Raw genomic sequence first — 19,759 nt, 5'->3', positions numbered from 1 at the left:
GCAGTCCGTACGCAGCGCGTAGCCGGCCGGGCTGATGTCAGGCACTGCTGCCGTGCCGAGCTGCAGGTCGCTGGCCGTGCGATCGGGGCCGACGATGTCGTGGCCGGCAAGGTCGGCGATCGTCTGCGGCCAGCCCCGCCGTTCCAGATAGTCGCTGCTTGCGAAGAAACCGAGCGGCATCGCTCCGACCTTCCGGGCGATCAAGGCGTCCTGCTCCGGGGCGAAGGCCCGTATGGCGATATCGACCTCCTGGCCGAGGAGATCGGCCGGCCTGTTCGACACCTGCAGTTCGACGGTAAGGGCAGGATAGGCCCGACGCAGGGCGACGAGCATCGGCGGCACCACCTCAAGCCCCATCGTCTCCGATACGCTGACCTTGACAGCGCCGGCGATCTCGCCCGGCGGGGCGCTGGCCCGGCGAACGAACACATCCGAGGCGAGTGACATTGCGCGCGCCGGCGCGACGAGTGCGCGCGCCCCGTCGGTCGGGATCAGGCCGTTCACCGAGCGGCTGAACAGCCGCGTGTCCAGCGCCGCCTCCAAGCCGGCGATCCAGCCGCGAACGGTGGGTTGCGATACGCCGAGCCGCCGGGCGGCGCCGGAAAGACTACCCTCTTCGATCACGGCCAGAAAAGCCCGCTGATGATCCCAGGAAACGATCGTGCTCATAAGAAAGATATTAGCAGCTCAAGGAAATCTGGCAATTTTATTCAGGTTGCCGGTGATGGCATGGTGCTCCGCAGCCAACAACAGCGCCCTTCGGAGCAAGACCATGTCCGTCAGCCGATCCTCAGGCACCCCGCTTCCACTTTCCCTCAACCGCCGTTGGGGGTGGGGCCTCGTCGCGGCTGCGGCGATTGCCGTCGGCCTCTATGCCGTTCCGCCCTATCTCCTGCTCGATCCGCTGTTGAGCCGCATACCGCTCAACCTGGCCTTCCCCTCGCACCTGAGCTGGCTGTTCCTCCATGCCGCCTCCGGCGGCCTCGCCCTGTTGATCGGTCCGTTCCAGTTTCATCCGGCCCTGCGCGCGCGCTGGCCGCAGCTGCATCGGCTGGGCGGCAGGGTCTATCTCGCCTGCATCCTGGTGGGCGGGATCGCGGCCGTTCCCGTCACGGTCATGACCACGGCGGGGTTTGCCGCGCAGGTCGGGTTCGGCCTTCTCGTCGTCGCCTGGCTCTATTCGGCCTTCCATGCCTATCGGGCGGTGCGCGAGCGCCGCTTCGCCGATCATCGCATCTGGATGATCCGGAACTATGCGCTGACCTTCGCGGCCGTGCTGCTGCGTGTGATCCTGATCGCGGGCATGGTCGCCATGCCGTTCGTTCCGTCGCTCTCGTTCGAGCAGATCTACATCGTCAGTATCTGGGGCTCGATCACCGTTTCGGCGCTCGCCGCCGAATGGTTCATCATTACCACCGCAAGGGGCGGGGCATCATTCACGGCGCGTCCAGAAACTCCATGATGATGCCGGTTGTATAGTCGGCAAGCCTGCTGCCCGGCCTTGCGGCCAGCAGCTCGCCGAGATAGCCGCCGTGCCCGCCCGGCAGGACGACGAGCTGGGATCCGTGAATGGCCTTGCTGAGGGCGGCGATGTGCTCGACCGGCGCGACATCCTGGTTGGCTTGCAGGATCATCGTGGGAGCCCTGATGGTGGCGAGGTCCGCCTCGGTCCACCCCTCGAACGAGAGGATGTTGCGCATCAGCTTCGGCGTCAGTTCGGCAAGGGCGTCGGGGTCTGGCGCGACGGCGAGATAGGCATTGCGATAGACCTCCGGCATGTCTGCCGCGTTCGCGGTCCTGAAGGACCGCAGCAGTTCGGGATGGATGCCGTCGCGGCGATAGTAGACCGACGCCACCACCAGGCGCCGGACGAGACCCGGATGGCGCATCGCCATTTCCATGGCAATGCTGCCGCCGTTGCTGAACCCGAGTACATCCACCGGACCAACGCCGAGCTTGCGGACAAGGGCGGCCGTGTCGTCCGCCATCTGCCGGAAGGATAGCGGCCGGTCCACGTCTGCCGTGTGGCCGTGCCCCTGCTGCTCCGGGGCGATCACGGTATGGTTCTTCGCAAGCGCCGGGAGGATGGCGCCGAAGGTGGTCCGGATGGTGGACCCGCCGCCATGCAGGATCAGCAGGGGCCTGCCGTTGCCGTGCACCTCGTAGTACATCCTGAGCGGGCCGATCCGGGCATAGCTGCTCTCGGCCCTTGCGGCGTAGCCTGCCGTGGAAAGCGCGGCGAAGGCGAGGAACAGGTAGGCGGCGCTCCGCCTGGCCGCGCACTCAATGCGCATGGACCGTTTCCCGTTCGACGGCGGCGACGAGCCGGTCGTAGCCTTCTTCCGTGCCCTGGATACGCTGTTCGCGGGTGCCGCCGGTCAGGAAGGCTGCCTGCTCGGTGACGGTGGCACGCGTGGTCGCGCCGAGCGGCTTCAGCTCCACGGTGACGAGGGACGCCGAGAGCCTTTGCCCGCCAAAGGTCATTTCATAGGCATAGATGATCCGCCGGCCGGGTTCGATGTCGAGATAGAAGGCCTGGAACGTCAGGTCCTTGCCCTCAGGCGTGCGCCAGTGCTTGCGCTCTGCGCCGCCGACCCGGAAGTCGAATGCTTCCTCCAGCACCGTCCAGTCGGCATGGCAGGCGTTCCAGAGGGCCTTGAGCCGCGGATCCGCCCAGAACCGGAAGGCGTGGGCGGGGCTGCCGGGCAGATCGCGCTCGATCGTGAATGTCGTATGTTCCAGCTCGGTCGGGATCATGATTGTCTCTCCTCTTCGTCGATTTCCTGCATGGCCGCGGCAAGGCGATCAAAGGCAGCATGCCAGGCCGCCTCCCGGCTGTGGGCCCATTCGCCGATGGTCTTCATGGCCTCGACCTGCAGGCGGAAGGTTCGCTCGCGGCCACGCTTGCGCGAGGCGACGAGCCCGCCTTCCTCCAGCACTTTCAGATGCTTGACGGCCGAGGGCAGGCGCATGCCCAGGGGCTCGGCAAGCTGCTTCACCGTCGCCGGCCGGAGACTGAGGCGTTCCACCATGGCCCGGCGCCCGGGGTCCGACAGCGCCAGGAACATGCGATCGAGCGTGGGTTGCTGCATCTGGCATTTCCTGCATTGGTTTCCTGTTGTGGAAACTATCAGGGCGAGCTCTCCTGTCAAGACTGTTTCCTTGATGGGAAACTATTTGTGTGTTCTGTTTTCGGACGGGCCATTTTCCAGGGCATTGGGCCCGTCGCGGGCTGGCACTTGACAGGTCGCAACGAATAAACTTAACATGTTAATGGATTGGTGCCCTGATGAGGAGAGACGGGCGCTTCATCGGACCAGGCGTGGCCGGCGCCGCCGGAAGTATGGGCTTGCGGGGCGGGTCGACATCGGATTGACAGGGAGGAGATTACGATGCTGAGCAGACGGAACTTGATGAAGACCGGCGGTGCGCTGCTTGCGGCGCCCTTTATCCTCGGTGCGGGGAGCGGCCGGGCCCAGAGCGCAGTGACGCTGAAGCTGCACCATTTCCTCCCGCCGGCGTCCAATGTCCATCAGCGGCTTCTGATGCCCTGGGCCAAGGCCCTGGAGGAACAGAGCGGGGGTGCTCTGAAGGTCGATATCTTCCCGGCCATGCAGCTGGGTGGAAAGCCGCCGCAGCTTTACGACCAGGCGGCCAACGGTGTTGTCGATATCGTCTGGACCCTGCCGGGCAACACGCCCGGGCGGTTCCCGTCTACCGAAGTGTTCGAGCTTCCCTTCCTTGCCGCAAGAGAAGCAACCGTCAATGCGCAGGCCTGCCAGGAATACGGCCAGACCCAGGTCCTGAAGGAGGCGGGCGACACCCAGCTTCTGTGCTTCTGGGCCCATGATCACGGGCTTATCCACACCAACAAGGAGATTAAGTCCGGTGCCGATCTGGCCGGCCTGAAGCTCAGAAACCCGACGCGCCTTGCCGGCGAGGCGCTGGCCGCGCTTGGTGCGACCCCGGTCGGAATGCCTGTGCCGCAGGTGCCGGAAGCGCTGGCCCAGCGGGCGATCGACGGCTGCGTCATCCCATGGGAGGTCGTGCCCTCCATCAAGGTGAACGAGCTCACCAAGTTCCACACCGAAATCCCCGGCTCGCCGACGCTCTACACCGCGACGTTCTTCCTGGCGATGAACAAGGGCAAGTATGAGGGCTTGCCGGCCGACCTGAAGGCGGTTCTGGATGCCAATAGCGGCATGACCTTCGCAAAGAAGGCGGGCGAGATGTGGGACACCGTCGGCGCCGAAGTGCGCGCTTCCATCGAGTCTTCCGGCTCGGGCACGATCGGCACGATCAGCGAGGAGGAGAAGGCGAAATGGGTGGCGGCAACGCAGCCCGTCCACGGCAAGTGGATCGAGGACATGAAGGCCAAGGATCTCGATGGCAAGGCCCTGATTGACGCTGCGCAGGCGCTCGTCAAGAAATACTCGAGCGTCTGACGGCGCCGTCTGTCCTGCGCGCGCCCGGACCGGCGCCATCGCAACTCAAGACCTGGGGCCGGAATGACGGAAGACATGGGAAACGAGGGCGCGGTGGCCGCTGCGCCGCTGCGCCGCGGGATCGAGCGGCTGGCTGGCTGCCTTGCCTTTATCGGCGGCGTGCTGCTCTGCCTTGCCGCGGGGCTTGTGACGGTCAGCGTGCTCGGGCGGTGGCTTTTCAATCGGCCGGTGCCTGCCGACTATGAACTGGTGGAGGTCGCGATCGGCGTCGCGGCCTTCTCGTTCCTCGGATACACGCAGGCCCGCAACGGGCACATCGCCGTCGATACCTTCACCCTGGCCCTGCCGGGGCGTGTCACGCGGCGCATCGATGGCCTGTGGGACCTGTTGCTGGCCGCATGCCTGGCCTTCTTCGCCTGGGGGCTCTTCACCGGTGGTCTGGAGGCGCGGCAGTACGGAACCACGCTCATCCAGCTGCCCTGGCCGATCTGGCCCGTCTACCTGGTCTGCGCCGTGCTGGCGGGGCTTGCATCCGTCATTGGCTTGTCCGTCGCCCTGTTGAAGATCGGAGCTGGCCGATGAGCGGCTTTGCCATTGCCTTTGTCGGCTTCGCGGCCATGCTGGTCCTGATCGCCGCCAGGATGCCGATCGCCCTTGCCATGCTCGCGGTGGGTGCCGCCGGTTATGCCTATCTCTCCGGCCCGCATGCGCTGGTCTATTATCTGCAGACCAACACCTACAGCCAGTTTGCCAGCTACACGCTGTCCGTCATCCCGCTCTTCATCTTGATGGGCGCGCTCGCCGAACAATCCGGGATCGCGGCGACCCTGTTCCGGGTGGCGGAGCGCGGGCTAGGGCGGTTCAAGGGGGGCATGCCGATGGCGGTGATCGCGGCCTGCACGGGGTTCGGCGCCATCTGCGGCTCGTCGGTCGCAACCACCGCGACCTTCGGACGGGCCGCGCTGCCGGAGCTGCGCCGCGCACGGGTCGATGCCGGTTTCGGTACCGGGACGATCGCTGCCGGCGGTACGCTCGGCATCCTCATTCCTCCCTCGGTCATCCTCGTGATCTATGCCATCACGGCCGAGCAGAATATCGCCAAGCTGTTCCAGGCGGCCCTCGTGCCGGGCTTGCTGGCGGCAGCCTTCTATATAATCGCGATTGCGGTGGTCGTCCGGCGCAAGCCGCACGTCGCCCCGCCGGTGAGCGTGGCCGATGTCGCAGCGACCCCCCGGCCGTTCTGGGCCCGGCCGGCTGGTGCGGTCGTGCTCGTCGGCGGTCTTGCCGGCTGGATGGTGGGTGCGCTCGGCACGGTCGGCGGGATTCTGCTGGCCATCTTCGGGTTGCTCCTGCTTGTCGCGGATTTTGCGATCGTGCCCGCCGCCGTCATTGCCGTCACGGTTGTCGGCGGCATCTATGGCGAGGTGTTTACCCCCACGGAGGGCGCCGCGGTCGGTGCCGCGGTCACGCTGGTGATCGGCCTCCTGCAGCGCACGCTGAGCCTTGGTGCGCTGAAGAACGCGTTGCTTCAGACGGCGGAAACCAGCGGGATGATCTTCCTGATCCTGCTTGGCGCAGAGGTCTTCGGCGCCTTCCTCGCCCTCACCCAGATGCCGGCGATGCTTGCCGCCATGGTCGGGCAATCGGGCCTGCCGCCCTATGCGGTCATCTGCGTCATGCTTCTGACCTATATCGTCCTCGGTGCGGTGATGGACGAACTGGCGATGATCCTGCTGACGCTGCCCGTCTTCATCCCCATCGTGATGACGCTCGACTTCGGCATGCCGCCGGACGACGTCGCCATCTGGTTCGGCATCCTCGTTCTCATTGTCGTCGGCATCGGCCTATCCGCCCCGCCGATCGGGCTCAACGTCTTCATCATCAACAAGCTGGCGTCCGACGTTCCGATCGTGCAGACCTACCGGGGCGTGATGCCGTTCGTGATTTCCGATCTGGTGCGGCTGGCCATCGTCACGCTGTCGCCGGGCGTTGCGCTGACGCTCGTGCGGCTGCTCAATTAGTTTGGGGGCTCATTTTTTCCACTGCGTTGCAAGAGCGACGAGGGCGAGCGCGGCCGTCCTTGCCGTGGCTGTAGTTTGAGCAGGCGCCGCGCGAAAGGCGGCTCTGTTGGTTCACCGTGTGGGCTGGGGCAAACGCACCTGCGTCAGCGCCTTGATCCTGCCGGGCCGGAGCGCTTTCAGCTGCGTCAACAGATCCTTGGCGGCTGCATTGCCATAGGCACGGCGGCTGATGCCGAAGAGCATGACGCCCGGTTTGCCGCCGGCATCGCTGTAGCGGGCATAGCGATAGGCGTTCCACTCGACGATGTATTGTCCGTCGGCATCCTTGCTGCTGAGGATGAAATCGAGCAGTGCCTCGCCTGCTGCGGTGTTCTGGATGACCTCCATGTTGACGAGGGGGTCCGTCGCCTTGCGCTGGTTCAGCATTGCTGCCTGGGCGCGGACGGCATCCATGACCGTGATGCCGCTCGTGACGGTTTCGACCAGGATCATCTGTTCGTATCGCTCGGCGTGCTGTCCGGCCGGAAGATATTCCTGCTTGATGTAGGTTGCTGAGGGCTGTGCGCTCCAGACGAGCCTGTAGGCGTCGCCTTCGAAATCGATCGGGCCCGGTATGCCGAGAACGTCGGTAGCCTGTGCAAGGGCGGGTGCGGTCGTCAGCACGAGTGCGAGAAGCGCGGCGCCGAGATGGCGGGCGAGGCGCCGGATCGAAGGGATGGCTGGCATGGCTTGTCTCCTTCCATCAAAGCGACAAGGCCGCCGGGTTCATCCGGCGGCCTTGCATTCATCAGATACTCAATCGGCGTTCCGGTCCTTGGCGCGGTCGGCGGGCACCCTTGCCGCCGCGTTGCCGACCGAGGCGGCCAGCAGGGCCTGTGTCGGATCCGTGCCCTTGAAGCCGGCCTGTGCGAGGATCTCGTCGAGGATGGGTTTCTGCGCGGTGAAGCTCAGAAGCTGGCTGCTGAGGTCACCGACGGGATTTCCTGCGCCGTCGCCGCCGTTGCCGGCCAGCGCACCGGCGAGGCCCCCGGCGCTGAAGATGCGGATGTCCGAGATCTTCTCGATCGGCTTCATGGCCTGTTCCAGCGCCTCGGGTATGATGGCAACGCGGGCGCGGGCAAGCTCGAACTCGATGATGCTGGCCGAAAGGGCGTTGCGGGCTTCGTTGAGCGCGCGCTCGGCCTGAGCTTCGGCCTGACCGAGCTCGACAACGCCGGTCGCCTTGATCTTGGCAGCTTCCGCATCGGCCTGCGCCTGGATTTTCGTCGCGGCGGCGAGGTTTTCTGCAGCCTGGCGCTCGGCCTCGGCCTTCACGGTGATGGCGGTCGCGGCCTGTTCGGCTTCCTTGCGCGCATCGAGCACGGCGATGCGCTTGGCGCGCTCGGCGATCTCGACTTCCCGCGCGGTCGTTACCTGTTCTTCGGCGGTGATGGCCGAGGCCTTGGCTTCGTCCGCCTTGGCGCGGGCGGCCTGCTCCTGCTCGCTCTTCTCCGCCACGGCAATCGCGGCGTCGATACGGGCGGTTTCCGTCACCCGGCGGGCCTCGGCTTCCCGTTCCGCAATGCCGCGCTCGGCGTCGATGCGGGCGGTTTCCTTGGCCTGGCGCGCCTGGGAGTCGCGCTCGGCAATGCCCTTTTCGGTATCGAGCCGGGCGGTTTCCTCGCTGAGACGCGCAAGCTGTTCGGCCCTTGCTGCCTCCGCGCGCGTCTCGGCGGTCTTGTTGGCGATATCGCGTTCCTGCGTCAGCTCGGCGTCACGCTGTTCGCGCTCGATGGTGAGGCGGCGCAGCGAGGCTTCCCGGTCCTTGGTGGCAATCTCCACCTCGTTGTCGCGGACGATCTGGTTGCGCTCGCGCTTGCGCTCCTCGGTGATCTTGGTGAGCGCGGTCAGGCCCTCGGCGTCGAAGCTGTTGTTCGGGTTGAAATGCTTGATGTCGGTCTGGTCAAGGCGGGTCAGCGACACGGACTCCAGCTCTAGGCCGTTCGACTGCAGATCGTGTGCGACCGCGGCCTGCACCGACTTGACGAATTCGGCGCGCTGCTCCTGCAGGTCGCGCAGCGACATGGTGGCGGCGACCGAGCGCAGGCCGTCGACGAACTTCGCCTCGACCAGCGTCTTCAGCGCATCCGCGTCGTTCGTGCGATCGCCGAGCGTCTGGGCGGCAAGGGCGATGTTTTCCGAATCCGGCTTCACGCGGACATAGAATTCCGCGGTGATGTCGGCGCGCATGCGGTCCTTGGTGATCAGCGATTCGTTCTCGGCGCGCTTGACCTCCAGCCGCAGCGTGCTGAGCGACACCCAGGAATAGGAGTGGAAGATCGGCAGGATGACCGACCCGCCGTCGAGCACGACCTTCTTGCCGCCGAGGCCCGTGCGCACATAGGCCTTGTCGCGCGTGGCGCGGGTATAGAGCGAGGTCATGATGATGCCGATGACGACGACCGCCGTCACGATGACCCCGGCGATGATTCCTACCGAGAGGAAGTCCATGATCGTTTACCCTCCGTTGTTGGGATAGTGGCTGTCTTCGAGCACCGCGGGGGCGGGGATGGCCTCGAAGAGGCCGTCCTTGCCGTCGACGATGAGCACGGACGCGCCCGTCTCGATCACGTGCCCGGGCACGGCCCGGGCACGCAGTGTGTGGATGTTGTCGTAGCGATCCTTGATCCGGACCGCGCCGGGATGGCCCTGATCGAGCGGCCCGAGCGTCACCGTGCCGACAAGACCGATGAAATCGGCCTGTTCCTGCACGCTGGTCTCGTCGCGCGGGATGATCCGTGCCAGCCCGCGCGACGACCAGCGGGTGACGGGAATGGCGACGGCGAGCGCGCCGGTGACGGCGGCGTAGAGCGGCAGCGGTTCGTGGAACTGCGAGATGACCGCCTGCAGGGCGAAGCCGGCAGCGGAAAAGGCGGAGAGCAGGATGACGGCGAGCACGAGGATCGGTACGCCGCCGGCATTGAGCCAGGACATCCACCCGCCGAGAAGGCCCGATTCCGCATCACCCAGCCCGTTGAAGTCGAGGCCGTCCTCGATCAGTCCGGAGGCGGAGGCGCCGAGCAGCACCGAGACCAGCTCGACGATGCCGAGGCCGGCCACCGTCAGAAGCGCGATCCAGAAGGGAGCGGTGCCCGGATGGACGATGGAATCCATCAGCGCTCACCGTGCTTGAAGGCGGCCAGGCGTGCCTCGATCGCCTTCTGGCGTTGCAGGCGCCCCAGCTCCTCCACCTCCGCCGTGCCTTCCATGGCCGGCTTGGACGGGACGCCTGTGACACGCTCGACGGCCTCCAGCGCATCGGCAAGGCGCCGGTCGTTGCGCTGGGAGGGGGTGGCAGCCGGTGGGACGGCGCGCTCTGCGCGGCGTGCATCCTCCAGCCGTTTCATCGCATCGGCGCGGGCCGAGGCGATGCTGCGCAGCGTGGCTTCGGCATCGGCAATCTCGCCGGCATTTTCAAGGATGGCCTTCGAGAGGGCATCGCGCTGGGCTTCGAGGTCGATCTGGACGCCGGTGGCGGCACGGGCGAGGTCTTCCCGGCCGCTTTCCAGCCCGACCTTGATCTTCTCGTCGAGGTCGCGGATCTCCGCGTCGAGGTCGTCGGCCTTGGCTTTCAGCCGGTGGCCGGCGGCCATGGCGACGCCGAGCGCGGCGCGGGCCTCCTCCGCGATCGTGCCGATCTCGCGGACGGCCTGCTGTGCCACGGCGACCGGGTTCGATGCCTCGGCGGCATCGACTGCGGTGTTGACGACGCCGGCGATGACGCGCCCGAGGCGGGCGAGGATACCTTCGTTGGACATGGAAGCCTCCTTCTTCGAATGGATGCCGGCCTGGATGCCGGCATAGAGACAGATGGACGACCCGGCAAAGACGAGCCGCGCTTCGGCAAAATCCGTCCAGCCGTCGCGATAACCGCTTGCCGCATAGGGCAGGACGATACGCCCGCCGAGCGTTGCGATGCTCACGCTGTCCGGGCCCTTGACCGCGAAGAGCTTGGAGTCGAGCGGGATGTCCGCGACGATCTCTCCTGGCTTGCGGCGGCCGTGGTCGCGCAATGCGAGTGTCACGAGGCGGGCGGGAAGCCCTGTCGCGGTGCGGATGTCTTCATAGGCCGCCTGATGCAGTGCCACGACATTGGCGCCCTTGGTCCGGTCCAGGATTGCCATGGCCTGCTGGTAGGCCGCCAGCGTCTCGGACAGTGCTCGACGCATGTCCGGGGTGGGCTGAAGGTCGAGCCTGAGGCTGGATGTGAACTTCGTTGCCATAGCTAAATATATAAAGCACTTCATTGGTGCTTTCAAGGCCGATTTCGCTTCGACTGCCTATTCAACGGATGAGGTCGGCAGTCTCTTCGGTGGGGCAGGCGTTGTTTTTCGTCCCGCCCGCGAGCGACACGATGCCATCTTGCCTGACCGCCGGCCGGAACCGCGAGCATGAAGACCGGCGGCTCGCCTGACCGTCGCCGAAAACGAAGAGCGAGATCCATTCCGGTCTTGAATTTGAAATAAGCCGGTTATGTTGATCGTCTTATCTGGGTCGCGCCCGCGACCGGCAAAGCCGTTCGATATCGTCAAGAAGTGTCCTCATGCAGCTTTCCCTCCGTATCGTTCTCTCCCTCGTCCTTTTCATCTTCCTCGCCATGCCGGCTTCTGCAAAGGCCCCGACGCAGGCGGCCATCGCGCGGTCGGACGTCATCGCGGCGGAGATGAAGGCGCTTGTGGAGGGCGGCGACCTGGAGGGCGCGCGCCGCAAGGCGGAGGCGGCGAGCGCCCAGTTCAAAACGGAGGGAGAGACCTGGCTTGCCGCAAGCTATGCGGTCTCGGCGGCCGATTATGCGATGCGCATGGGCGATGCGGCGCGCGTCGATGCCGACTACTATCCGCGCATGGGGGAACTGCTCGCGACGCTCGAGCCGGTGGAGGAAACCCGGGCCAATCTCCTGCTTGAACTTCTGATGGACGCGAAAGGCCGGCTCGGCGACAACGACCGGCAGGATGCGCTGGCGGAACTCTACGAAGAGCGGATTCGCAAGGCCCATGGCAGGGACAGCGCGGAGGACGTCGACGCCCGGGTGCGCACCGCCTACAGCCTGCTGGAGAGCCAGCGCCTGGAGGAGGGCCGCAAAAGGCTGCGCGCTGCGCTGGCCGCTTCGGCGAGGACGGAGCTGCATGCCGTGACGTTGCGGCACTATACGCAGGCCGCACGCAGCTTCCAGGCGAGCGGCCTCAACGACGACGCAGCGGAACTCTTCCGGGAGGCGGAGCAAACAACCGCCATCCGCGCCGAGGTGAAGGAGCTTGCGGACTTCTACCTTGCCTATGCGGAGTTCCGCACCGCAGTGCCCGACAGTGGACAGCATTTCGTGCCGCTCTACTCCATGGCGACCAATCTCTATGCGCGTTTCTACGGCCATGAATCCTCGGAGCTGATCCATGCAACCGACAAGCTGGCAAGCGCACTGTCGGAAGTCGGGCAGTATGGCACAGCAATCGATCTCGAACGGCGCAACTACGAAATCGCGCAGAAGTCGCTTGGCGACGACGACACCATCACGTGGCGCATCGCCAACAATCTCGCCGACATGCTGCGCGGCATGGGCTCGCCTTCCCGGGCGCTGGAATACGACCTGAAGGTGTTGGAAAACCGCACCCGCCACTACGGCCAGAACCATTTCAACACGCTGGTGAGTGCCAACAACACCGCGCAGAACTATCTCGATCTCGGCGATTATGCCGAGGCGCGTCGCTACTTCGCGCTGTGCCTGGAGATATCGCAGGCGCTTGGCGATCCCGTGACGATTGCCGGCATGGAGGCCTGGCTTGCCTATACCGATCTGCTCTCGGGCGCCCGGCCGATGGATGCGGCGGCGCTCGGGCGTATCGAGGCGCTCGTCACCGATTCCAACTATCCGGCGATCCTCAGCATGAAGGCGGCCAATCTGCTGGCGGATCATTTTGCCAGGGCAGGCAACGTGGAACGGCAGATCAAGTACCTGCAGCAGGCCTACAGCATTGCCGGGGGCGAGATGAGCACCGGTCACCCGCTCGCCGTTGCCGGGCGCATCGCCCTTGCCAATGCGAAGGCCGCGACGGACCCCGCCACGGCTGCGGAGGAATTCGCCGCTATCGACCAGGACATGCTGCGCTGGGTGCACTTGCAGGTCTCCGTGGCGGGCGGTCGGGAGGTCGGCGAGGCGGTGCGCGCCATGGCGGACGACATGCTCTACGATTATGCGCGCTTTGCCGAACAGCACACCTCCGCCGTACCCGCCTTTGCCGATGCCGCCCGGCGCTGGCCCTCGCTCGCCACTGCCGATGCGGACAATGCGCTGAAAGTTGCCCGCATGGTCGATCGCTCGGATACCGAGACAGTGCGCCTGCTCGACCGCATCACGCGCCTGTCGCGCATTGCACGTGAAATCTTCGCCGCCGATGTCGAGCAGGATCTCGCCTATGCCTATCTCTCCGACACCAAGGCGCTGGAGCAGCAGCTGCATGAGCGTATCGTTGCGCGCTACCAGCTGGATCGAGAAAAGGTTCTGAACCAGCCGTTGCCGACCCCGGGTGATCTCCTGGGCAGGGATCAGGTGCTCGTCCAGTATTTCACGACCCGCAAGTGGCGCGTGGACCGTGAAAGCGCCGATCCGATCGCAGATGCGCGGCTTTACGCCATCGTCTGGCGCAAGGGTGCGGCGCCGGTCCTGCGGGGGCTCGGCGATCCGCGCAGATTGCTGGTGGGCGGCGAGGATATGGTGGCCGCGCTCCAGACGCGCGATCGCAGCACGGGGGAGGGCAGGGGGCTGTTGGTGCAGGCGAGCAAGCGCGCCTTTTCCCGGCTGCATGACGGGCTGATCGCGCCGATCGACGCCGACATTGCCGGTGCCAAGACCGTCTTCATCGTGCCGGATGGACAATTGTTTGCCTTGCCCTTCTCCCTGCTCGAGGATCCTGCGGGCAGGCTGCTCGAAGAGCGCTTCACGCTCAGGCTGCTGACCGAGCCGGAAGCGCTTTATCGGGCTGTCGAGGACCGTGCGCTGCCCTCCGAGGGCCGGGTCGTGCTGGCGGGCGGCATCGACTACGCAAAGGGCGAGGAGGCGGGTGCCATGCCGTTGCCGGGTACGCTGCGCGAGGTGGAGGCGATCGGCAAGGTCCTGTCGGGTCCGGGCTTGAGGATCGAGACCCTTTCGGGAGCTGCCGTTGGCGAGGCGGCACTGCGCGAGCGCATGACGGGGGCGACCGTCGCCCATCTGGCGACGCACGGCGCCTATGGCAGCGCGAAGAATGGCGGTGCCAGCAATGTCGATACGCTTTGGCAAAGCGAGGTCATCCTCGCCCGGTCGGGCGATACGCGCGCCATGCGTCGCGACGAGAAGGACGGGCGGCTCTACGCCTTCGAACTGATGGGCTGGGACCTCTCCGGCCTCGATCTGCTGGTGCTCTCGGCCTGCGAAACCGGGCGCGGCGACGAGGCGTTCGTCGGGGGGCTGCGCGGCCTGCCGACCGCGGCAAATCTCGCCGGTGCCAGGCGCTCCCTGCTGACGCTCTGGCCCGTCGCCGACGATGGCACCGCCGATTTCATGGTGCGCTTCTACGAGCATTTGAAGGACGGGCAAGCCTATGCCGAAGCGTTGCGCAGCACCCGGCGCGACGCCATCGAAGGCCGCATACCCACGGCGCAGGACCCGCTTGTCTGGGCCGCCTTCGTGCTGTTCGAAAACTGAGCGTGGGATCGGCCGATACCGGGAGGGTGTCGTGCGCAAGTTTCTATGGACGCTGACGGCGCGAAACGGTACACAGTCGCCAGCGCCTGCAGGGCTTCGGCTGGGACGACCCGGCCGCGACGACACGATCGGGGACGGCCCCTTAGAAGGTCGCTGGTAATGTCCTCCCTCTCCATTCCCAAGAACACCATTTTCAAGATCGTCGTGGCCTGGCTGGTTGTCGCCGCCTTCCAGCTCGGTGGCAAGGCCTGGCTTTCGCCCGACATGACGCCGGTCGTGGCCGGCATCTGCTTTCTGGTGCTGTTTGCCACAATCCTCATGGCTGCCTTCGGTGTCGTCGGCGAGGCCGATGAGTTGGCGCACAGCCTCGGCGAGCCCTACGGCACGCTCATCCTGACGCTCTCCATCGTCTCCATCGAGGTCATCCTGATCGCCGCCGTGATGATGGGGCCGAACGAGGCGCCGACGATCGGCCGCGATTCCATCTTCGCCGTCATGATGATCATCCTCAACCTCGTGACCGGCATATGCCTCGTCGTCGGGGGGCTGCGCTATGGTGAGCAGGAATACAATGCGCAAGGGGCTCTGGCCTTCATCTCGATGACCATCGTGCTCGTCGGAACAGCCCTGCTTCTGCCCAACACGCTGAGCACCGGCGACGGAACCTTCTGGCCCTCGCAGGCCATTGCTCTATCGGTGTTCACGGTCCTGCTCTATGGTGCATTCCTGCTGCTGCAAATGGGGCGCTACCGCAGCTATTTCATGCAGCCGGAGGCGGGCGCGCTTTCCATCCGTCTGTCGCCGGCGCGGGGCCTTCCCGCCGAGCCTGCTCCCGGCGATGCCGCCGACCGCCGTCAGAACATGGTGCATGCGGTGCTGCTCATCGCCCTGATGGTGCCCATCGTGCTTCTCGCCCATGACCTTGCCGTGGTCATCGACTACGGCGTGGCAAGCGCGGGTGCGCCGGTCGCGGTCGGCGGAGTGCTCATCGCCATCATCGTGTTCACGCCGGAATCGATCACGGCGGTCAAGGCCGCGTTCAACAACGAGACCCAACGTGCGATCAACCTGTGCCTCGGGGCGTTCGTCTCGACGGTCGGCCTGACCGTGCCTGCGGTGCTGACCGTGGGGCTCGTCGCCGGCAAGACCGTCGTGCTCGGCATCACTCCGACGGAAACGGTACTCCTCGCCCTGACGCTGGTTCTGACGCTGCTGACCTATCTCGGCCAACGCACCTCGGCCATGCAGGGCTTCATGCACCTCACCCTGTTCGGCGTGTTCTCGCTGCTGCTGTTCACGAACTGACGCCGAAGCGTGGAGGCCGGACGATCGTTCGGCCTTCCGTGCGGCGGAATGGCCCCCCACTGGCCTGTCCGATTACTATAAATGCTATCTTTCCTTAATCCTCGCTCAAGCAGCACCTGACACTGTAAGAGGATGCGGATAACCACAATCACCAATTGGGCTTACGGCATCACCGTCATCCTGACGGCGCTGTCCGGTGCGTCGTTCATCATGTCGTCGCGCAGCGCGCTTCAGGAGCGCGCGGCGGCCGAGGAGCATCTCGTGCTCGATACGCTGGCCGAGGAACTGGCGCTCGGTGCGGAGGTCAGGAGCGACGAGGCACGGCTTTATGTGATGCGCGGCGAGGAGCGCCACCTGCAGGCGTTTCATGCGGAAGAACAGGCCGAGCGACGGCGGGAGACGGCGGCTTCGAAGCTTGCCGCCCGGACATTGACGGCGGCCGAGGCGCAGGCCCTGCTGGCGGTCGATGCGAATGCCGAGGCACTGGACAAGATCGAGTCGGCGGCGGTCGAGGCGTTCCAGCGCGGTGACAAGGCGGCGGCCCAGACGGCCCTGTTCGGCCCGGAGCACGAGCGGGTCCAGGGAGAGCTGCTCCAGATGGTCGCCCATTTTCGCGATCTGACGGCGACGCGGACGGCATCCGAGCTCGAAGCCGCCCGTTTGCGCAGCAATTGGTGGAGCCTTGTCGCCAAGATCATGCTGGCCTTGACAGGCGCGCTGTTCGTCGCGGTGCTCTATTTCGTCCTGCGGCGACGGGTGGCAATGCCCCTGCGGCGAATGACGGGGATCGTGAGCCGGCTCGCCAGGCAGGACTACAGCGTCGAGGTTCCAATCGACCGCCGTGCGGATGAAATTGGCGAGATGAACGAAGCCATCGAGGTCTTCCGCACGAACCTGATCGAGCGGGAAAGGCTCGATGCCGAACGGCGGGCGGACCAGCATACCAAGGACCTGATCCTGCAGATGATGCACCGCGTGCAGGCCTGCCAGAACCAGGAGGAGCTGACGGACGTGATCGTCCGCTTCGCGCCACAGATCTTTCCCGGGCTTGCAGGCGGGCTCTACATTCTCAGCGATGAAGATGCCTCCCTGATGCGCGTGGGGGCCTGGCTCGACCCTGAGCATTCGGCGGCGGTGTTTCCTGCCGCCGAATGCTGGGGGCTGCGCCGTGGACGGGCGCATCACAGCAATGACAGCGGCTCGGACGTTCCCTGCCAGCATGTCGCCCCTCCCGGTGTGACGGCCCTTTGCGTTCCGCTGACCGCATTGGGTGAAATGATCGGGCTGCTCTATCTGGAGGAGCCGGGTGGGGAGGTTCTCGGTGCGATGGGGCCGCGGCTCTATCTCGAACTCATCGCCGAGAATGTCGGCCTGGCGATCGCGAACCTTCAGTTGCGGGAGAAGCTGACAAGGCTTGCGATCCGCGATCCGCTCACCGGGCTCTTCAACCGCCGCTTCCTGGACGAAACGCTGCATCGGCATGCCCGCAAGCAGGGCGGCGAACGACTTGCCTGCCTGATGATCGACATCGACCACTTCAAACGCTTCAACGACCAGTACGGCCATGATGCGGGAGATCTCGTCATGCAGTTCGTCGGGCAGACGCTGCGCGATACCTGTGCGCCTGTCGGCGATGCCTTTCGCTTCGGCGGAGAGGAGTTCACCACCCTCCTGCCGTCGCTCGGCGAACAGCAGGGTATCGAGCTTGCGGAGATGCTGCGGCAAAAGATCAGCAGTGTCGCGCTGTCCCATGCGGGTCATATCCTCGGAAAGGTTTCCGTCTCGATCGGTGTGGCGGCGTCGCCCGAGGGCGGCTCGGTCGAGACACTCGTGACGCGGGCCGATGCCGCGCTGCTGGCGGCGAAGGCCGCTGGCCGCGACAGGACCATCGCCGCAAGCGGTGTCGCGCGGTCAGCCTAGGGGATCTCGCCCGAAGCGGTGCTCCCGTGTTGGATGACGTGACCGACGAGCCATAATGGCGTCTGCAGCGATGCCGCGGCATTCACGCATGGACGGCGTCAGGTTTCCTTGCGAGCAAAACTGGCATTGCCGAGGCCGGTACCGATCGTCACGGCCGCCCAGCGCGCCACATCCGTCATTCGTGGTACTGCAGACAGGCCCTGCACGACGGCATCGTTGTGCATGATGACGAAGGTCGGCTGGCCGGCGATATCCGGGATTGCCTTGCGCAGGGCTTCTGGAAGATTGAAATGCGTGCTCTCCCAATTGCCGCCCGGCAGGTTCTGGCCACCCCGTGCGATCGACCCGTCGGCGGCGATAATGCCGGGGCAGCCGATGCCGATGACCGGCGCGAGGGCAAGCTTGGCCTTCGCCGCCTTGGCGATGAGCGCTTCGATCATCCGCACGAGATATTCGATGGTCGCGGTGCGGCGGGGTTCGTCGTCGGCGTGCCGCCACAGTTCCGATTTCCAGACCCTGGCCTTGGAGAAATCCGGCTGGTCGTCGAGATTGAGCTTGATGATGCCGGCCCGGATGTTGGTGCCGCCGATATCCACGGCGAGGATCGCATCATGGCCCTTCAGCATCCAGGAAGGGATGAGGTGTACGGCGCCGATAAGCCCGGCTTCATCAGGATGATGCGCGATCGGCACGAGGTTGACTTTCAATCCCTCGGCCTTGAGCCGGATCTGGGCACGGGCAATCGCCATGAGGCCCGCCTTGCTGTCCTTGAAGCCGCCGCCGACCACGATCCGCTCCGTGCCTTTCCAGGCCTCCTCCCTGAGATAGCGCGCAAGAATGCCGGCAAGTTCCGTCGCAAAGTCGTCGATTGCCGCCAGCACCAGGGAAGCGGCCTCCGTTTCCCCCTCTTCAAGCAGCGCGTCGATCTCCTTCTTGGAAAGACCGTCCGTCGGCACGTCGCCCAGCGGATCCGGGCCGCCGGTGCGGACCCGTTTGCGCCACGCCTCGATCGTGTTGCGGAAGGCGGCCTTGTTGGCCTTGTCGCCGATGAAGCCGTCCTTGTTGCGCAGTTCGAGATTGTAGCTCGTCACCCTGACGACCGGCAGGTCATCGGCTCCATGAGCGACGGGGGCGCTGTTTTCTTCGATCGGTCGCGGCTTCTTCTTCTGATTGTTCATGTCGGCTCCTCTGCCTGGTGCGAGGGCACAATGCGCCGGGGAAAGACTTGTTCCGGTCGCCGTTTAGGCGTCAGCCCTTGCCTCGCGGCGGTTGCGATCTACTTGCTTGCCGATGAACGAACTGGAGAAATTGCGGCCTTCGGATGTCGCAACCCGTCATCTTGTCCGCCGCCTCATCGACGAGCCCGAGCGCTGGGCGCTTTTCCTCGATATTGACGGGACGCTGCTCGACCTTGCCGCGACACCCGATGCCATTCAGGTCCCCCTGTCGCTGCCGGCGGACCTTGATGCCGTATCCGCCCGCCTTGGCGGCGCGCTGGCGCTGGTCACCGGGCGAAGCCTTCCCTTCGCCGATGGATTGTTTGCACCCTTCCGCTTTCCCATCGCCGGCCTGCATGGTGCGGAGTTCAGAGGCGCGGACGGAGCGACGTCGGTCGTCTCCGCGACACCGGCCTTCGCTGCGCTGAAGCAACGGCTCGTCGAGCAGACGGCGTGGATGGAGGGCGTGCTCATCGAGGACAAGGGCGCTGCCGTCGCGGCCCATTACCGGCTTGCGCCGGCCTATGACACGGCGCTCGAAAGGATCATGCGCGACTTTGCCGAGGAGGCGGGTTGCGCCTGGGTGCTGCAGCCCGGCAAGATGGTCTTCGAGATCCGTCCTTCGCGTGCCGACAAGGGAGAAGCTGTTGCCAGCTACCTGGAACAGCCTGCCTTTGCGGGGCGCCTGCCCATCGCGATCGGCGACGACCTCACGGATGAGAGCATGTTCGCGCTTGCCAATGCCCGTGGGGGCCAATCGATCCGCGTCGGCTCGCTCGCCACGGCCACCTGTGCGCTGGCAAAGGCATCGTCGCCATCGGCCATCCGCTCGGCGCTGACCACCATTGCCGGTGCAGGCAGGGACCGCAAGGCGGCGGCCACCTCCTGACCGTGCAGAAGGCAAGGGCGCTTGGGGCTGAAGGTGGCGGGGGACAATGATGACGAACTTCCGGCGAAGGATGTCGGCAGGCCGCTGCGTTTGAAGCAAGGCATGCCGCTCATCTGGCACGCTATGGGCGCAAATCGGTATCCCGGCACGGCCTGGGTGGTTATATCGACTCAACTGTTGAGTGAGATATTCATAAATAAGGAATAAATCCTGCAAAACATCTGTGAAGCTCTGTTCCTCTATTG

General features: G+C 65.4%; 17 protein-coding genes. 8 read left to right on the top strand and 9 right to left on the bottom strand.

The genetic code is table 11. The features are described 5' to 3' along the window. Positions 1-669, bottom strand: a 669-nt coding sequence (locus tag P9A16_RS25500) for a LysR family transcriptional regulator (RefSeq protein ID WP_278026019.1), incomplete at its 3' end; no start/stop codon positions are given. A 103-nt stretch (positions 670-772) separates the two neighbouring features. Here P9A16_RS25500 and P9A16_RS25495 point away from each other — a divergent pair. Then, the gene (locus P9A16_RS25495) at positions 773-1,462 is read left to right on the top strand and encodes a DUF2306 domain-containing protein (RefSeq protein WP_023517257.1); all 690 of its coding nucleotides are present in this window, start codon (positions 773-775) and stop codon (positions 1,460-1,462) included. Here the strand turns inward: P9A16_RS25495 and P9A16_RS25490 are convergent. The 3 genes from P9A16_RS25490 to P9A16_RS25480 are packed head-to-tail and all read right to left on the bottom strand — an operon-like array spanning position 1,437 to position 3,092. After that, entirely contained in the window at positions 1,437-2,294 is an 858-nt protein-coding gene (locus P9A16_RS25490; protein ID WP_024270268.1) for an alpha/beta fold hydrolase, read from the bottom strand. The genes P9A16_RS25495 and P9A16_RS25490 overlap by 26 nt on opposite strands. Beyond that, positions 2,284-2,757, bottom strand: a complete 474-nt coding sequence (locus P9A16_RS25485) for an SRPBCC family protein (RefSeq protein WP_023513710.1) — start codon at positions 2,755-2,757, stop codon at positions 2,284-2,286. The genes P9A16_RS25490 and P9A16_RS25485 overlap by 11 nt, the downstream gene beginning before the upstream one ends. After that, a complete protein-coding gene (locus P9A16_RS25480; protein WP_023513709.1) occupies positions 2,754-3,092 on the bottom strand; it encodes an ArsR/SmtB family transcription factor in 339 nt (112 codons plus the stop codon). The genes P9A16_RS25485 and P9A16_RS25480 overlap by 4 nt, the downstream gene beginning before the upstream one ends. 300 nt (positions 3,093-3,392) lie before the next feature. Here P9A16_RS25480 and P9A16_RS25475 point away from each other — a divergent pair, with 300 nt between their 5' ends. The 3 genes from P9A16_RS25475 to P9A16_RS25465 all read left to right on the top strand — a co-directional run bounded on the left by P9A16_RS25475 (position 3,393) and on the right by P9A16_RS25465 (position 6,466). Next, positions 3,393-4,445 (top strand): TRAP transporter substrate-binding protein, encoded by a 1,053-nt coding sequence (locus tag P9A16_RS25475; RefSeq protein WP_023513708.1) that lies wholly within the window; start codon positions 3,393-3,395, stop codon positions 4,443-4,445. A gap of 63 nt (positions 4,446-4,508) precedes the next feature. Further along, positions 4,509-5,027, top strand: a complete 519-nt coding sequence (locus P9A16_RS25470) for a TRAP transporter small permease (protein ID WP_081870545.1) — start codon at positions 4,509-4,511, stop codon at positions 5,025-5,027. Further along, entirely contained in the window at positions 5,024-6,466 is a 1,443-nt protein-coding gene (locus tag P9A16_RS25465; protein WP_023513706.1) for a TRAP transporter large permease, read from the top strand. Before P9A16_RS25470 ends, P9A16_RS25465 begins: the two co-directional genes overlap by 4 nt. A gap of 111 nt (positions 6,467-6,577) precedes the next feature. Here P9A16_RS25465 and P9A16_RS25460 read toward each other — a convergent pair whose 3' ends face one another. The 4 genes from P9A16_RS25460 to P9A16_RS25445 form a co-directional block, all read right to left on the bottom strand. Beyond that, on the bottom strand, positions 6,578-7,192 hold the full coding sequence (locus P9A16_RS25460) for a hypothetical protein (RefSeq protein WP_023513705.1): 615 nt from the start codon (positions 7,190-7,192) through the stop codon (positions 6,578-6,580). 69 nt (positions 7,193-7,261) lie between these two features. Beyond that, the gene (locus P9A16_RS25455) at positions 7,262-8,956 is read right to left on the bottom strand and encodes a flotillin family protein (protein ID WP_024270269.1); all 1,695 of its coding nucleotides are present in this window, start codon (positions 8,954-8,956) and stop codon (positions 7,262-7,264) included. Positions 8,957-8,962: 6 nt separating this feature from the next. Next, complete coding sequence (locus tag P9A16_RS25450; RefSeq protein ID WP_278026018.1) at positions 8,963-9,619, bottom strand: OB-fold-containig protein; 657 nt, start codon at positions 9,617-9,619, stop codon at positions 8,963-8,965. After that, positions 9,619-10,728 carry a PspA/IM30 family protein gene (locus tag P9A16_RS25445; RefSeq protein WP_037406111.1) on the bottom strand — a complete coding sequence of 370 codons (1,110 nt, stop codon included), beginning with the start codon at positions 10,726-10,728 and terminating at the stop codon, positions 9,619-9,621. Before P9A16_RS25445 ends, P9A16_RS25450 begins: the two co-directional genes overlap by 1 nt. A 320-nt stretch (positions 10,729-11,048) precedes the next feature. Here P9A16_RS25445 and P9A16_RS25440 point away from each other — a divergent pair, with 320 nt between their 5' ends. From P9A16_RS25440 to P9A16_RS25430, 3 genes are all read left to right on the top strand, one after another. Then, entirely contained in the window at positions 11,049-14,183 is a 3,135-nt protein-coding gene (locus P9A16_RS25440) for a CHAT domain-containing protein (RefSeq protein ID WP_024270271.1), read from the top strand. Between the two features lie 159 nt (positions 14,184-14,342). Beyond that, a complete protein-coding gene (locus P9A16_RS25435; protein WP_023516391.1) occupies positions 14,343-15,488 on the top strand; it encodes a calcium:proton antiporter in 1,146 nt (381 codons plus the stop codon). 132 nt (positions 15,489-15,620) lie between these two features. After that, positions 15,621-17,408, top strand: a complete 1,788-nt coding sequence (locus P9A16_RS25430) for a diguanylate cyclase (protein ID WP_023516390.1) — start codon at positions 15,621-15,623, stop codon at positions 17,406-17,408. Between the two features lie 98 nt (positions 17,409-17,506). Here the strand turns inward: P9A16_RS25430 and P9A16_RS25425 are convergent, their stop codons facing one another. After that, positions 17,507-18,586 carry an ROK family protein gene (locus tag P9A16_RS25425; RefSeq protein ID WP_023516389.1) on the bottom strand — a complete coding sequence of 360 codons (1,080 nt, stop codon included), beginning with the start codon at positions 18,584-18,586 and terminating at the stop codon, positions 17,507-17,509. Positions 18,587-18,698: 112 nt separating this feature from the next. On the opposite strand from P9A16_RS25425, the gene otsB reads away from it, so the two are divergent. Beyond that, positions 18,699-19,514 (top strand): trehalose-phosphatase, encoded by an 816-nt coding sequence (gene otsB, locus P9A16_RS25420; RefSeq protein WP_023516388.1) that lies wholly within the window; start codon positions 18,699-18,701, stop codon positions 19,512-19,514. Positions 19,515-19,759: the final 245 nt, after the last annotated feature.

Source organism: Shinella sp. 838, from assembly GCF_029623935.1.
GTDB lineage: Bacteria > Pseudomonadota > Alphaproteobacteria > Rhizobiales > Rhizobiaceae > Shinella.
Note: the sequence above shows the minus strand (reverse complement) of the source record. Positions and strands in the feature narration are given on the sequence as shown.